This window comes from Pararhizobium capsulatum DSM 1112, from assembly GCF_030814475.1.
Taxonomy (GTDB): domain Bacteria; phylum Pseudomonadota; class Alphaproteobacteria; order Rhizobiales; family Rhizobiaceae; genus Pararhizobium; species Pararhizobium capsulatum.
Map to the genome: position 1 here is coordinate 475,404 of NZ_JAUSVF010000002.1, position 15,183 is coordinate 490,586.

The window sequence follows — 15,183 nt, forward strand, 5'->3', positions numbered from 1 at the left end:
GTGTCGATGGCTGGCGCCGGCGGTGTTTCCCGAAAGGCAGGACGCATGCGCAAAGCCGGCATTATACTTTTCTGGGCGATCGTTTCCTTTTGCGTGATCCTGCTGATCACTTTGCCGATCAACCTGCAGACGCAGCTGATCGCCAGCCTTGTTGTGGTCACCTCCATGGCCGTCATCAAGATCCTGCGCGCGGAGGGGAAGTGGCGGTTGATCGCGCTGGCCTTTGGTACAGCCGTCGTCCTGCGTTATGTCTATTGGCGAACCACCAGCACGCTTCCCCCCGTCAACCAGCTTGAAAATTTCATTCCTGGCTTCCTGCTTTATCTCGCCGAAATGTATAGCGTCATGATGCTGGCGCTTAGCCTCTTTGTCGTTGCGATGCCGCTGCCGCCGCGTCCTTCGCGTGCGGCCACCGAAGACAACTTCCCGTTTGTCGATGTCTTCGTCCCCACCTACAACGAAGAGGCCGGGCTGCTCGCAAACACACTGGCCGCGGCCAAAGGCATGGATTATCCGGCGGACAAGGTGACCGTCTGGCTGCTCGACGACGGCGGCACGTTGCAGAAGCGCACGTCTACAAATCTTCTTGAGGATCAGGCGGCCAAGGTACGATACGAGGAACTACAGTCCTTGTGCCTCGATCTTGGCGTCAACTATCTCACCCGCGACCGAAACGAGCACGCCAAGGCCGGCAACCTCAACAATGGCATGAAGCACTCGATCGGCGAACTGATCGCCGTCTTCGATGCCGACCACGCGCCTGCACGCGATTTCCTCTTGGAGACTGTCGGTTATTTCGAGGACGATCCGAAGCTGTTCCTCGTTCAGACGCCGCATTTCTTCCTCAACCCCGATCCCGTTGAACGCAATTTGCGCACTTTCGAGCGCATGCCGAGCGAAAACGAGATGTTCTACGGCATCATTCAGCGCGGCCTCGACAAGTGGAACGCGTCATTTTTCTGCGGCTCGGCGGCGGTACTCCGCCGGCAGGCTCTCGACCAGACGGGCGGCTTCAGCGGCCTCAGCATCACCGAGGACTGCGAAACCGCAATTCAGCTGCACGCAAATGGCTGGAACAGCGTTTATGTAGACAAGCCGCTGATCGCCGGGCTGCAGCCCGCCACGTTCGCGAGCTTCATCGGCCAACGCAGCCGCTGGGCGCAGGGCATGATGCAGATCATGCGGTTCCGCTTCCCTCTGCTGAAGCGCGGCCTCTCGCTGCCGCAGCGCCTCTGCTACATGTCATCCATTCTCTTCTGGCTGTTTCCGTTCCCGCGCGCGATTTTCCTGTTCGCGCCACTCTGCTATCTCTTTCTCGATCTGCAGATATTCACAGCCTCTGGCGGCGAGTTCCTCGCCTATACGCTGGCTTACATGCTCGTGAACCTGATGATGCAGAACTATCTCTACGGCGCCTTCCGCTGGCCATGGATCTCAGAGCTTTATGAATATGTACAGACGGTGCATCTCCTGCCGGCGGTCGTTTCCGCGATCATAAATCCGCGCAAGCCAAGCTTCAAGGTCACGGCGAAGGACGAGTCCATCCTTGTCAGCCGACTGTCGGAGATCAGCCGACCATTCTTCGTGATCTTCGGGGTGCTTCTCCTCGCGTTCGTGGTGACTATCTACCGGGTTTATGCAGAACCCTACAAAGCCGATGTGACGCTCGTCGTCGGCGGATGGAACCTTCTCAACCTGGTTCTGGCCGGCTGCGCGCTCGGCGTGGTTTCGGAACGGGGGGAGAGGACAGCCACCCGCCGCGTCAAGGTTAGCCGTCGGTGCGAGTTCGGCCTGGACGGGCAATGGTACCCGGCAACGATAGACAACGTCTCTGTGCATGGCGCGCGCGTGAACGTCTACGCCAAGAACATTCCGAAGCTGGCGCTCGATACGCGGGGTGAAATTCGCTTCAAACCCCATAGTGGTGATGGACACGAAGAAATTCTTCCTGTCGCGATCCGCAACAGCGAGGTGGCGGGCGACATCGTCACGCTGGGTTGCCGCTACCTGCCGGAAGTCGCGCGACACCATAGTCTCGTGGCCGATCTGATCTTCGCGAATTCGAAACAGTGGACCGATTTCCAGCTATCGCGCCGTGGCAATCCCGGCCTGCTGCGGGGCACGATCTGGTTTTTCGGGCTAGCCCTTTACCAGACCAGCCGCGGTCTGGCCTATCTCTTCAAGGGAACCGGCTCGCGGCCGGAGATAGCGAAGGAAGGAGCAAAAACATGAAACGCATTCTTGCGGCCTGTTTCCTGCTTCTGACTGTCACCGCTGACGCCGATGCCCAATCCTTGCCTTTCGATATGTCGACCGAACGCCCCGTTCAGGAGATGCCGGCACCCTTGCCTGATCAACCGGCGGCAGGGGCGGAAGGTTCTGGACCTACGGATGCACAGCCTTCGGATGCGCAACCTGCGCAGGACATACCGGCGGAAACCGAGAGTTTCCGGCGCTATATGCTGCCGAGCAAGGATCTCAACCTCGCAGGTGAAGTCGATCAGGCAGCCTGGACCGTCTATCTTACGGCCGAGCAGGCTGCCTCCGCGACGACATTCAATATTGGCTATCAAAACGCTATCCTTGTTGCGCCCGAGACGTCACGACTGACAGTCAGCATCAATGATGTCGAACTGGCTGACGAAGCACTGCGTTCCGCAGAAGGTCCTTCGGATTTAAACCTGACGGTGCCCAAGGGATTGCTGAAACCTGGCGCCAATCTCTTGCGTCTGCGCGCCACGCAACGGCACCGCACGGATTGCACCATCCAATCGACCTACGAACTCTGGTCGAACATCAGCGGCGAAAGAACATATCTGAATTTTGACGGGCGGGCCCCCAGCCTGCTGAGTACCATTGACGATGTTCGCGCCGTTGGTGTGGATGACAAGGGACTGACCCAGTTCAATCTTGTCGCTCCTGGCATCGAACGGCCATCGGCAACAGTACCGTTGCTGCGGCTGTCGCAGGGGCTCGCCACACTTGCCAACATGCCCAACCAGTCGGTCACCATCGAGGCGAGCGCTCCAGCCAAGGATCTTCCGGGTCGACTGACTGTACTGGTCGGCACGGCTGACGAACTCCAGCCGCTATTGCCGGCTCTGCCTGCAGAGGCGGGCAGCGGGCCTATCGCAACCTTCGTCAATGATGCCAGAAGCGGTGGATCCGTCCTCGTCGTCAGCGGTCCCACCTGGGAGGCCGTGTCGAGCGCCATCGAAAGCATTGTCGCCCCATCTGACGCGGCGCCGGACTCCCGGCGCGACGTGATCGCCACGCAGCGCTGGATGGCGCCGGATGTACCCTTCCTGTTTTCCGGCGCAAATATACGCCTGTCGCAACTCGGCTTGAAATCCGAGAACTTCCCCGGGCGGCGCTTTCGTACACAGTTCAACCTTGCGGTTCCCGCCGATTTCTATGCCAATGCCTATGGCGAGGCGGTTCTTCTGCTCGATGCCGCCTATGCCCAGAGCGTGCTGCCAGGGAGCCACATCGACATCTATGTGAACGGCAATATTGCTTCCACCGTGCCAATCTCGGCAACGGGTGGCGGGATCTTGCGGCACCTGCCGATCAACGTGACGCTTCGCCACTTTCGACCCGGCGTCAATACGATCACCATCGAAGCTATCCTCAATACCGGGGAGGACAAAGCATGTGCACCGGGCAGCACGGCTGCGGATACGCCGCGTTTTGCCCTCTTCGACACGACAGAATTTCACATGCCGGACTTCGCCCGGATAGCGCAGCTACCCAATCTTTCGGCAGTTGCCGGGACCGGTTTTCCTTACGGCCGTGCGACCGCACCTGTCCCTCTCTTCATGGACCGGCTCGACAGCGACACACTTTCGGCAGCTGCAACCTTTCTTGCCCGCATTGCATCTGGCTCGGGCCATCCCGTTCCGATCGAAACGGTTGCGTCACCATCCTTGATCGGAAATCGCGACGCGATCTTCGTCGGCACGCTGTCGCAGATGCCACCAACAGTCTTTACGCAATTGAACATCGCGGCCACTAACCAGACCATATGGGGTGGTAGCGAAACGGACGGAGGCGACGAGGCCGAAACGCAGGTTGCCTTCGACGAATGGCGCGATAAACTGCCCGGTGGAGCCTTGAGTGTACAGGTTACTGCCTTGGAGGACTGGCTGAAGCGCAACTTCGACATCTCTCTCAATTCTCTGCGACTGACACCCGCGCCGGAGCCGCGGTTTTCACCCGCGCGGGACGCATCCCTGATCATCGCGCAAGGGGCGAGCCCCGAGGAGCACGGCACGTGGACAGTTGTTGCCGGCCGCACCGGTCGGGAACTCAAGGATGCCATGCTGGCCGTGAGTGCGCGCGAAAACTGGACCCAGATCACCGGTCATGTGGCAAGCTATCAGCCCGATGCCAAAACCATCCAGACGGTACCAGTCGCGGGTTTCGAGCTCGTGCCGACACTGCCGCCGTCTTTCGCCAACTATCGCCTGATCGCGGCCAACTGGCTGTCGAGCAACATACTCAGCTACGCACTTTTGCTGGCAGCCCTTGCTGTTATTCTGGGTCTTGCGACCGCAGCGCTGCTTACCAACCTGGGACGGAGGGGATGACGGCGGGTGCGGGTGCAAAAATTCTGTCTGTTTTGCTTGGCGTCGTCGCTCTGATGATGTCGTCGTGGCCTGCACTTTCGCAGCAACGGATCGAGGTGCCGGCGTGGGACGCCTACAAGGGCAAATTCCTCGATCCGCGCGGCCGGATCATTGACGACGGCAACGGCAATATCAGCCACAGCGAAGGGCAGGGCTATGGCCTCCTGCTTGCCTATCTGGCCCGCAATCGTGCGGACTTCGCACTGATCTGGAGCTTCACCAGGACCGAACTTCTGATCCGCAATGACGGCCTTGCTGCGTGGAAGTGGAGCCCAGCCGCAAAACCGCACGTTACGGATATCAACAACGCCACCGATGGCGATATCCTCATCGCCTATGCATTGGCGCTCGCCGGGCGCGAGTGGAAGCGCAACGACTATCTCGCTGCCGGTGCCGGAATTGCCCGCGGCATCCTGAAGAGTGCGACGATCGAAAACACTTCGCGCAGCCTGCTGTTGCCGGCAGCAGAGGGGTTCGTGCTGCCGGGGCGAAAAGACGGACCCATCGTCAATCTGTCCTACTGGGTACTCGAGGCGTTGCCAGTCCTCGATTCACTCAGCCCATCACCACAATGGGCGAAAATTCGGGAATCGGGCCTTGCCCTCATACGCGACGTAGCGCTCGGTCCCAGACGCCTGCCGCCGGATTGGCTTTCTCTTGCCAGTGCGCCGAAAGCAGCGGAGGGGTTCCCGCCGGAGTTTGGATACAACGCCCTGAGAATTCCGCTTTATCTCGTGCGTTCCGGTGAAACAGATCCCGCGCTCCTCAACCGCTTCCGTCAGGGAATTACGGGAAAAGCCGATGCGATTGCAATCACTGATGTCAATACTGGAGAAGTAAAAAACAACCTGAGCGATCCGGGTTATCGAATTATTAACCATATTCTGGCCTGTGTAGTCGAAGGAACGCCGTTGCCGGAAGACGTGAAAAGTTTTCGGCCGACGCAATACTATCCGTCGACGCTCCATCTTCTGGGGCTAGCCTTTGTCGCTGAAAAGCGGCCGGAGTGTTTATGAAGCTGTCGCACCTTGCCCTGTCCGTCGCCCTTGCTGCCACGTTTATCGGCGTGAGAGACAGTGCAACCTTCGACAGCCTGGTCGAATTCGTGAAGACGACTATCAACGGCGAAGCCGAGGCGTCGGTCGAACTGAGTTCGCTTCCCACCCCATCCGGAAAAATGCCGCGCAATGTGATCGCCGAGTTCCGCGAAGTTGTTCCTTCCAAGCCTCTCCTGCCGGTTGCTGATGCGATCACGACCTCCGCAACAGATCCTGTCGTGGACGAGAGCGCGCTGCGTTATTTCGCCAGCCGCGGTGATAATGTCCGGCTTCAGGCTGAAATTTCGCGACTGCGCGCACTTTATCCGAACTGGGTACCACCGAAAGACCCGCTGGCAGTGCCGCAGAATGCCGACACGCAGCTCGAGGGGATGTGGAAACTCTATTCCGAGGCACGTTATGCCGAGGTGCGCAAGGCAATTGCTGCGCGACAGGTAGCAGAAACAAACTGGAGGCCCCCGGCAGATCTGATCGAGCGGCTGGATGTCGCCGAAGCCCGGCTGCGATTGATCAACGCGTCCGATCTCAAGCAATATGAGGCCGTGGTTACCATTGGCTCGGAGACGCCCAGCCTGCTCACCTGCAGTGAAGTGGACGTGCTTTGGCGCGTCGCCGAAGCCTTCTTCCGCACGGACCGGCCAGAGCGCTCGACCGACGCCTACACTTATATCCTCAACAATTGCACGAACACCGCCGAACGCTTGGCGACGGTGCAGAAGGCATCTGCGATATTGCCCGCACCGGCCATCGAGGAACTGCTGGCCAAGGGCAAGGTGCTGGACAACGGCATCGGCGAATTCGACAGCCTGCGCGATGATCTCGCGCGCCGCTTCGTCGCTGATGCCAATTCGGACGAGAAGAAAACCGTTCCGCCGACCTATGTCGAGCGACTGGAGAAGGTGGCTGAAACCGGTGGCCTAGCATCCGATGCGCTGCTGCTGGGCTGGTACCATTACCTGCACAAGAACATTCCTTCGGCCGAACAATGGTTCCGCCGCTCGCGCGACAAGGAAGACACCGCTTCAGCCTCCGAAGGGCTGGCGCTGACGCTGATCGAGCGCAAGGACTATTTAGCGGCAGAAGACGCGATGTATCGCTGGCGGGATGCTTCGAAGGAAGCCAAGGCGGTCTATCTGGCGGCGACTGCCAATCTGCTTGGCGTGGAGCCCCCCTTACCGATCACAGGTGAGGTTCTTCGGCGTATTGCCCCTGAAGTGATCAAGTCGCGCGATCCCGCGACGGCGCAACAATTCGGCTGGTACGCGCGGGCGCTGAACCAACCGCAGACCGCCATCCAATGGTTCCGTACGGCGCTCGGCTGGAAACTCGACGACGAGCCGTCGGCCTATGGGCTCGCAGTGACGTATCAGCAGATCAACGACATCAAGAACCTTGCGGAAATCCAGCGTCTTTGGGCCGGTCGCTCGCAGCGTATCGCCCGTGTGGGACAACCGGAGACGGAAGCCGAGCGTGCGGCGCGGTTGAAAGAGCTCGGTCTGGTCCCACTGACGTCAGGGAAGCCCCTTGCCCAACAGCCTGTCGCCCAGCAACAGGTTCAGCCCCAAGCTCAGCCAGAGCGCTCCGTTGTCGCCGGGCAGACCGCCTACGTCGATTATCGCGAGACACCACGGCGCACGGTAGTGGCCGCACCGCAGGCGACGACCGTGCAACGCGGCTGCAGGACAACGATCGACCCTCGCACCCTGCATCCCAACTCGGCACTTAATCGCGGCTGGTTACAGCCTTGCACCAATCACTATCGGAGCTCATGCGGTTGTTTCACAACGGAGCTATCTTTGCGCGGGCACTCATGATCCTTACGATATCTACTTTCCTCTCGTAGCAAAAGCAATTCAGGTGGAAGCGGAGGCATGGATCGCGACAGATTGCTTCATTGCACCTGGTGTGAAAGTCGGACGGGGTAGTGTCGTGGCGGCTAGAAGCACCGTTCTGCACGACTTGCCTGAGGGAATGGTTGCTGCCGGATGCCCTGCAACTGTCCGCAAGCAGCGCAAGGCCCGATCTCTCGTAGATAAATCAGCGCAAGAAGTCTAGAAATCTCGACGCCAGTTTGAACCAAGAGGGGCTTAAGAGCCCCGCCAAAGGGAGAACAAGCAACGGTAGTAAAACACTTAGAGGAACCCTTTTGAAATCAAATCGGGTTGGCGTTTAGTGAGAAGCTAGAATTTACGGATATCAATTCCGTCGGTAAACAAAACAAAATGGCAACTCTGAAGAATAAATACCTCAATATTCTCCTTTTGATTTCCTCATACGGCCTTGGACAAGGCTCCATTTTTGCAGCGCAAACATGGTTAGTCGCTCGCCAGGAACTCAACCTTTTAGCTGCTTTTGGGACCCATTTTTCCGTTGCAATGCTCGGCATAATTTTTGTCGATGCCGGATCCCTCACTGTTTTCGCACGTCAATCAAGCTTGCTTGCGGAACATGACACAAATCCTACACCGTTCTGGAAACTGTTTTGGGAAGTGACAACAATCCGAGTAACGCTTTCCCTCTTTTGCACATTAGCAATTTCGGTATATTTGTTTCTCCTAAGCGACGATAAATTCACCACCAATTTCTTCCTCTACGCGCTTCCAGCATATCTTGTTTGGGGGTTCAACTTTTCTGGCCTATTTGACGGCCTCCGTCGCAGCGGCCTAAGCGGCGCTACCGGAGCAATGCCATACATCTTCTCAGCAACTGCCCTGATTCTATCTGTTGGAAGGGCAAATGAGGATGCAGGCGCCATGTTGGGGCTCGCTTTTACTAGTGGACACATAGCTGCACTCGCGCTTCAAGTCGTTTCTCTAAAATCCGTCGGAATGCGAATTACTTTCGTATTACCCGGTTGGGAAGGCATATGGCAGGCTGCACGTGACGGCCTTTCCTTGATAGGGAGCACCATCCCCGGTCAATTGTACTACAGATTTCAGCTTCTCATTTCAGTTACTTTACTGGGATCCGAAAGCACAGCATTATTCGTATACGGAAAGCAGATACTCGCGGCTACAATGCAAATCGTTGGCTTTCTTCGACGCGTCGAATTTCCATCGATCGTTTCCTCCATGACGTTGGAATCCAGGAATAAGCCAACACTTATTCTTCGTCATCAATGGATTAGCATCATTACTACGTTCATTTTCAGCATGGTGATGCTAACGGTGGGCTTGGGACTAACATTGGAGAATGACAAGAACTTTTCACGCATAGGGTCTGTACTAGTAGCCTTCTCTGCGGTGGTCCTAACCGGAAGTTTGGCGCTCACCTTCAAGCAGGGAATGGCAGCCCTCGGCCAGTTCCGCCCACTAATGTTACTAAGCGTGGCGGGGGTTATCGGGGGCGCATTTTTAAGCGTGACGTTAGCCCGACCTCTTGGTATATATGGATTTGTACTTGCAGATTTGCTTGAAGGAATAATTTGCATTACGGTGAGTGTCTACATACTGCGACGGAAATAGTTCATTCTGACTAGCATCGAAATGGGGCGAATATGTATTACAATTTTATTTGTGTTGCAGCTCTTGTAATATTAATAAACCCGTTTAAAGCTCACCTATCGGGTCGATTTGTTGCAGCATTCACACTTCTATCTGCGATCATTTTTTCTCTATCCGCAGCGAGAAATGGTTTTTCTCGTGGATTTGGAAGTATTTATATTTTTGTAAATACCGATTTATCCGCGAACACAGCACAAGGCGTTACCGCGTTTTGTTTTTTACTGCTATCGATTTACTGTTCTTTCTCTTATAGAAACCTCTTGGCGACTAGTTGGGAGGTATCTAAGGCAATCCGTATACCAGACACCTTTATTTTAACTATGATTACTTGCGTGACGTTGTCTGGATGCTATTTGCTAGCTCAGCTAGGGATTGCAAATTTGATGTCTTACGATGGCTATGGCTCAATTAAGGATCTGAATGAACGATTTGAGTTTAATGAGCTTGGTAAAGTAATTGGCGGAACTTTTAGGCCGATAGCGCTGGTCTTGATTGCTTCCACTATAGTTAGCGCGCGAAGCCGCAGGTGGTACCTGCAATTGCTGGCGGCTGTTCCTATATCGATAGCTTTTATGATGTCGATAGCAGAAGCAAGTCGTATAACAAGCGTTTACCTCATCGTTGCGGCTGTAAGTTTCTACGTAATTGATAGAAAGAAAGTTGCCGCCGCTTGCGCTCTGATTTCGCTGATTTTTGTTGGGTATGCTTTGGAGGCACGGGCTCACCCCACTCTGGGACTTTCGTATGTCTATCAATATATTACTTTGTCCTTCTCAAATCCTGATCTACTAGAGATGATTGTTACAAATCTTGCGGCGTCTCTTTTGGTGACCTCCGCATCGGCGAAGGCAGCAGTGCCTGAGGCCTATGACGTTTACTACAAATTTGTGTCGTTCGCACCTTCCTTCGGGTTTATAGACGGATTTCAATCACTGAAACTTGCGAATGAGCAACGTATAGCCGAATATATTCCGTTCAATGCCTTCGGTGAAGCGTGGGTCTTTGGCCCATTTTATTATACATATCTTTGGATAGTTATCTTTTTTTCTGCGTCTGCTGTTAATTCATCACTGAGAATCGGGCGTGTCGCCTTTGTGACTTTGCTTGGCGCATTTGTCATCGGCTTGATGTTCGCCTCTCAATACCCCATTAGGAACTCAGTTAGATATTTTTACGGATTAATATTGCTTCGTTATGTATTGGGACGTTTTTTTAGGTCAACCTATGGAAAGGGATTCCAAGTGGAGAAATTTGACGCAAAGTCTTCCGGGCAGTTGAAATGAGAGTAGCGCATTTTTCGACGTCGCTTTCGCGAAGTGCAGGAGGCTTATATTACTCAGTCTCCGGCCTAACGAAGTCCTTGGCAGAGCTGGACGTGGATGTTTGCGTATTTGGCGGGACAGATCAATTTTACGATGAGGACAAACCTATATGGGAAGATCTACATCTATCGACGTTCGCTTCAAAAAAGGGTTCGTATGGATTTAACCCGTCAGTACTTAGACAACTTAAATTATTTAAACCCGATATACTTCACGTTCACGGTATATGGTCAGCCGCTTCCATCTATGCGCTATTAACAGAAGCGCGGGGCGTTCCTGTAGTTGTTTCTCCGAGAGGCATGCTTGATCCGTGGATAGTTGGCAGGCGAAGATCAGTTAAAGCCCTCCATGCGTTCTTGTTGGAAAGGCCTGTCTTAAAGAAAGCGCATATACATGCCTTGAGCGATTCGGAGTATGAATCTGTCATAAAGTTCATGCCTTCCGCCCGCGAGAGAACATTCATAATACCCAACGGAATTGCATCAGATAAGACGCTTGAGTCAACTGCCTTAGGACGTAAGCGGGGGGCCCTGTACTTGGGTCGGCTTCATCCGAAGAAGCAGGTTTTGGAGCTGATCACCGCTTGGAATGCGCTACCTCAGAGTTCCGCTAACCAATTGACTATTGCTGGTTGGGGCGAGCCCGAGTACGAGAAGGCGGTAAGAGAACTTGTGGCGGGAACCCCCAACGTGCAGTTCATCGGGTCTGCATATGGGGACGAGAAGGACAAGCTACTCGCGACATCCCAATATTTCGTATTGCCTTCGCTTAGCGAAGGCTTGCCAATGGCTGTACTCGAAGCGCTACAACAAGGGTGCATCCCAATATTAACTGAAGAGTGTAACTTACCAGAGCTTTTTGATGTCGGTGTCGCCATTCGAATTAAGAAAGATTTTAGTGATTTTGATGAAATACTGCCTGATGTACTTTCGCGTGGCGGTGATAATCTTACAAAAATGGCATACAAAGCGCTTCACTGTTCGGAAAGATATCACTGGAGCCATATCGCTCGCCAGATGCTCGATAAGTACATAGGCATACTGGCGAAGTAAACGGTGATCCGAACCCAAACCTCGGACTGCCGGAATGTGGGGATTCCCGGGTATCTTCACGGTGACGCGTTGGTTTTGCCCTCGAAGTTGTGCCGTTAGCGTCCGGCGAACACATTTTCGCGCGCTCGATTGGCCGAATCTATGGGACGCGCTTCACCTCATCGACCATGACACGGTCGATCATCTCAGGATCGCATTGTTCATAGACGAGGAACTGGCGGATTCCACCATCCCACGTCCGTATGTCGGCGAGGAGACTTTGAAGGTCGGCAGGAGATCTGTTCGTTTTGGAGCCAATGACGATATCGCTTACGGTAAATGGTGGCATCCAATTGTTGAAATGAAAAACAGAAGAATATAGGTTCTCCTGGATTTCGCCCACGGCGCACATTCAGGGTCTGCGCCGGCGGGCTTGTTTGGGAAAGTACTTATTTGTGTCAGCTTTAACGACCTGTAGTTCGGACCAAATTCTTTCCGAAACGTATGGTTTTGTTCACTCTTAAAAGTGTTCGCCGCATGAGTTTCGCAGAAACTAAAAAACAGAATGATACTAAAAAAAATAGGACTAATGAGGACATTATGAAAATTGTATCAGTGTTTATCGTCGCTGTCGCCGGATTCATGCTAGCTGGATGTGTATCCGGTGCCGGCAATTATAACACGACTTCGCTGGGCGCGGATTGCACCGTCCTTATGGACGGAGAGAAGCCACTTACTCGTTTCTATCGCCCGAAGGAGGTTTATTACACATATGCAGCTGGCGCCGGTTGCACAAAGATAGTTCCAGATACAGAAATACAAATTCAAAAGGTCGATACCATTTCAATAGGGGATCACCGAGTTGTTATGTCGTTGAAAAGCTCAAAAGGCTTGAAGGTGATCACACTTCGTCGTGAACGTGGCGCCTACAAAACGACCGAACGCTTGATAAAATAACTTCCACTGCAGCGCTGATCTGGGGCTGGATCGTGAGCTAGATCTTTCCAATTTTCGGCTTCCAATTTGTGTCTACGGGTTCATCTAGGAAGTATGTCTCTTCAAACGGAGGTGCTATGTATTCGTATTTTATTCGTTTATTGATTGGTTTAACAACACTTTTGGCAATTTCGGGCACCTTATCGGCTCAAGAAGTATGCGATTGGCCTCCCGCTCCCGCAGCTAAGGCTAAATTAGCAGCTCAACCACCTCCGATGCCCACTAGTTTTCCAGTTGTCGGTGGAGCAGGCGCAAAACCTGAACTGATTTTCCTTGGCGACAGCTTAACAAAGGGGGCGGGGGCTACAAATCAATCCTTGGCATTCCCGGCGATAACGTTGGGTTCTCTGGACGGGGAGCGAAGGGCGTATAGAGTATTAGCTCTTGGTGGACACAAATCGACTATAATAACAAACTTGTTCTTGAAAGAACGAATTCCAAAAAAATCTGTTGTAATAGCTTGGGTTGGAAGAAATAATTTTGACGATTTTGACGGAGTTACGCGTGATATATCAAGAATATCTGCATTTCTTGGCGATAGAAATTATCTATTCCTAGCAATACTGAGGGCGGGTAATAAAAAAGAGGCCGCGGGGACGCCTCGTGGCGAGCAACTAACCCACGTCAACGAATGGCTGAAGAAAATCTATCCAGATAATTTTATCGATGTGAATGAAGAGATCAAATGTGATGATCGGGCAGATCCGGTTCACCTTAATGACAAAGGTTATGCAAAGGTTGCAGCCAAAGTGGCCCGCGTTCTGATGGCGAAAGGATGGTGAACTTGGAAAGCCCCGCAGTGGAAATGGTTGATTGAAAGCTTGTTGATTGTAGAGGCGCAGGACGTACAGATATCCATCTCCGCCACGGCAGGCCGTAAGCTCGACTTTGCACATTATGCGGCGAAGCAAAGAGCCTGGGCCATGCGCTGAAGCCGTCCGGGAGGTATTTTATGCATTTCCGGGTTTGACGGTGAGTGTCGATAAAGATCGTCACTCCACAAAACCAGGCGAACTGCAGCCATTGCATCTGTGAATGTCAGATCGGTTTTCTTGTACCATGCGGCCGCGTAGGGGCGCGTTTTTTGGCTGAGAACATCACCGGCCCATACCGTGACGAGACTGTAGAGGGCAAGAAGCGAAGGTGTCGTGCGCAGGATAGCGTTGCCGCTCCATTGGCGCTGGGTTTCGATACCCAGATGCGCGCGTGTTTCCGCGAACGTTACCTCGATTTGCCAGCGCCGAACGAAGTAGGCAATGATCTGAGCTGGTTCGAGATCGGTATTGGTGCTCATGAACGCCTGCGGTTCGCGGCGGCCTGAGGGGTCTCGGACCAACACCCAGCGAATTAGCTTTGGCGGCGTTCCTCGCCGGTACCATAACCCGGTGGAAGAGGTAATATCGAGGCTCTTGTTCGTTTCTCGTCCGTACCAGCTTGAGGCGGTAATGCGCTGCCACACGGTTTTGGGATGGTGCAGGATCGTCTTCAGTTTTGGCTGTGGCATGCCCTTTTGTGCAGGCCTCCCAAGCGTGTGTTCGTGCCGTTGGTCTGGTGGAGCAAACAGACTTGCATCCAGGCGCAAGCGTGTGATGAGGATGGCTTTGTGGGGAAGAGCCGCAGCCAGGGTGTGAACCGCAAAACTGCTGTCTCCGACAAAGATGATGTCGCGACCAGGTAGCCATCGGCAGAGCTGCAGCACGCCCTGCCTTGCCCAATCCGTCAGCAGTTTATGCTTTCGTCCCCTTTTCTTATCGTAGCGCTCCGAGGGGCATAACAGCGTCAAGACTGGCAGGGCCTTGATGCATTTGGCCCATGGGACTGGGGCAAGAACCATGAAGCTCAGCCAGCGCAAGCCGCTGGCTTTGACGAAGTGACCGTGACTGGAGCGCACCGGATCGCGATAGATGCCGCGGGCGGCAATCTTTGGTCCCCATCGGCGTTCGATGGTGTCGTCCATGCCGATAATGACAGGGCCAGCAGGTACGAGGCGGGCGACAACAACCGATAGCAGCCGCGAAGCCAGTGTGCGCGGGTTCCAACGCGCGCGATTAAGCAGCTGATGGTAGAGGGAAAAATTGCCGGCCTCGGCGCGGCCGGTGATCCGCAAACACGACGATACTGTTCGTTTGCCTGGAGACAGGATCGCGCCCATCACCAGGACCAGCAGATGCTCCCAGCTGGGTGCCGTGAACCAGGGACGAAACGACGACAGCCACTGGCGAAGGATGTGCGGAACAGGATCACTCGACCCGACGCAGTTCTCATTATGATCGGTCATCCATCGGTTCGAATCCGCTCAGACGAAACAGGCAAGGCAAAGAGACTGCGGCAAATTGATTCACCCAATTCAGATGATAGAAAATGCGTGCGCTGGTATGCACCATAAGCCGGCCGGACGCAGCCTGTCAGCGCCGCCAACCAACTCAAATTCCAAAAGAATTTTGTACAAAGTCGAGGTAAGAGGCTGCCTCAAAAAGATGTGAGTGATTTCAGTCGGTGATTCCTTCGGATTTGCGAAGATTCGAGGAGAGCACGATGGCCTGGACTGAAACCACCCGGCGGAATTATGTCGTAAGCATTGCGAACACCCCACGTTTTAACGGGATTTCAGTTCGCGCATACTTCTTATCTTTCGAGATTTGAAG

The 15,183-nt window shown here is 54.2% G+C and carries 11 protein-coding genes; 10 read left to right on the plus strand and 1 reads right to left on the minus strand.

The features are described 5' to 3' along the window. Positions 1–45 precede the first annotated feature (45 nt). From bcsA to QO002_RS22615, 10 genes are all read left to right on the plus strand, one after another. Positions 46–2,232 (plus strand): UDP-forming cellulose synthase catalytic subunit, encoded by a 2,187-nt coding sequence (gene bcsA / locus QO002_RS22570; protein ID WP_307235020.1) that lies wholly within the window; start codon positions 46–48, stop codon positions 2,230–2,232. After that, positions 2,229–4,589: a cellulose biosynthesis cyclic di-GMP-binding regulatory protein BcsB gene (locus tag QO002_RS22575; protein ID WP_307234032.1), complete on the plus strand. Its 2,361-nt coding sequence runs from the start codon at positions 2,229–2,231 to the stop codon at positions 4,587–4,589. The genes bcsA and QO002_RS22575 overlap by 4 nt, the downstream gene beginning before the upstream one ends. Further along, a complete protein-coding gene (locus QO002_RS22580) occupies positions 4,586–5,644 on the plus strand; it encodes a family 8 glycosyl hydrolase (protein WP_307234034.1) in 1,059 nt (352 codons plus the stop codon). The genes QO002_RS22575 and QO002_RS22580 overlap by 4 nt, the downstream gene beginning before the upstream one ends. Further along, positions 5,641–7,500 carry a cellulose synthase gene (locus QO002_RS22585; RefSeq protein WP_307234036.1) on the plus strand — a complete coding sequence of 620 codons (1,860 nt, stop codon included), beginning with the start codon at positions 5,641–5,643 and terminating at the stop codon, positions 7,498–7,500. Before QO002_RS22580 ends, QO002_RS22585 begins: the two co-directional genes overlap by 4 nt. A 408-nt stretch (positions 7,501–7,908) precedes the next feature. Continuing rightward, a complete protein-coding gene (locus tag QO002_RS22590) occupies positions 7,909–9,150 on the plus strand; it encodes a polysaccharide biosynthesis protein (protein ID WP_307234038.1) in 1,242 nt (413 codons plus the stop codon). Between the two features lie 32 nt (positions 9,151–9,182). Next, the gene (locus tag QO002_RS22595; protein WP_307234040.1) at positions 9,183–10,472 is read left to right on the plus strand and encodes a hypothetical protein; all 1,290 of its coding nucleotides are present in this window, start codon (positions 9,183–9,185) and stop codon (positions 10,470–10,472) included. Beyond that, a complete protein-coding gene (locus QO002_RS22600; protein ID WP_307234042.1) occupies positions 10,469–11,563 on the plus strand; it encodes a glycosyltransferase in 1,095 nt (364 codons plus the stop codon). Before QO002_RS22595 ends, QO002_RS22600 begins: the two co-directional genes overlap by 4 nt. A 34-nt stretch (positions 11,564–11,597) precedes the next feature. Further along, on the plus strand, positions 11,598–11,924 hold the full coding sequence (locus tag QO002_RS22605; RefSeq protein ID WP_307235097.1) for a hypothetical protein: 327 nt from the start codon (positions 11,598–11,600) through the stop codon (positions 11,922–11,924). Positions 11,925–12,079: 155 nt separating this feature from the next. Next, positions 12,080–12,499: a hypothetical protein gene (locus QO002_RS22610; RefSeq protein ID WP_307234043.1), complete on the plus strand. Its 420-nt coding sequence runs from the start codon at positions 12,080–12,082 to the stop codon at positions 12,497–12,499. A gap of 116 nt (positions 12,500–12,615) precedes the next feature. After that, positions 12,616–13,320 (plus strand): SGNH/GDSL hydrolase family protein, encoded by a 705-nt coding sequence (locus QO002_RS22615; RefSeq protein ID WP_307234045.1) that lies wholly within the window; start codon positions 12,616–12,618, stop codon positions 13,318–13,320. A 113-nt stretch (positions 13,321–13,433) separates the two neighbouring features. Here QO002_RS22615 and QO002_RS22620 read toward each other — a convergent pair whose 3' ends face one another. Beyond that, complete coding sequence (locus QO002_RS22620) at positions 13,434–14,816, minus strand: IS701 family transposase (protein WP_307234047.1); 1,383 nt, start codon at positions 14,814–14,816, stop codon at positions 13,434–13,436. Positions 14,817–15,183: the final 367 nt, after the last annotated feature.

Coding starts and splice junctions, on each gene's coding strand:
- QO002_RS22575 (WP_307234032.1), top strand. CDS start 2,229: ATGAAACGCATTCTTGCGGCCTGTTTCCTGCTTCTGACTGTCACCGCT.
- QO002_RS22595 (WP_307234040.1), top strand. CDS start 9,183: ATGTATTACAATTTTATTTGTGTTGCAGCTCTTGTAATATTAATAAAC.
- QO002_RS22600 (WP_307234042.1), top strand. CDS start 10,469: ATGAGAGTAGCGCATTTTTCGACGTCGCTTTCGCGAAGTGCAGGAGGC.
- QO002_RS22585 (WP_307234036.1), top strand. CDS start 5,641: ATGAAGCTGTCGCACCTTGCCCTGTCCGTCGCCCTTGCTGCCACGTTT.
- QO002_RS22620 (WP_307234047.1), bottom strand. CDS start 14,816: ATGACCGATCATAATGAGAACTGCGTCGGGTCGAGTGATCCTGTTCCG.
- QO002_RS22580 (WP_307234034.1), top strand. CDS start 4,586: ATGACGGCGGGTGCGGGTGCAAAAATTCTGTCTGTTTTGCTTGGCGTC.
- bcsA (WP_307235020.1), top strand. CDS start 46: ATGCGCAAAGCCGGCATTATACTTTTCTGGGCGATCGTTTCCTTTTGC.
- QO002_RS22610 (WP_307234043.1), top strand. CDS start 12,080: ATGAGTTTCGCAGAAACTAAAAAACAGAATGATACTAAAAAAAATAGG.
- QO002_RS22590 (WP_307234038.1), top strand. CDS start 7,909: ATGGCAACTCTGAAGAATAAATACCTCAATATTCTCCTTTTGATTTCC.
- QO002_RS22605 (WP_307235097.1), top strand. CDS start 11,598: ATGTGGGGATTCCCGGGTATCTTCACGGTGACGCGTTGGTTTTGCCCT.
- QO002_RS22615 (WP_307234045.1), top strand. CDS start 12,616: ATGTATTCGTATTTTATTCGTTTATTGATTGGTTTAACAACACTTTTG.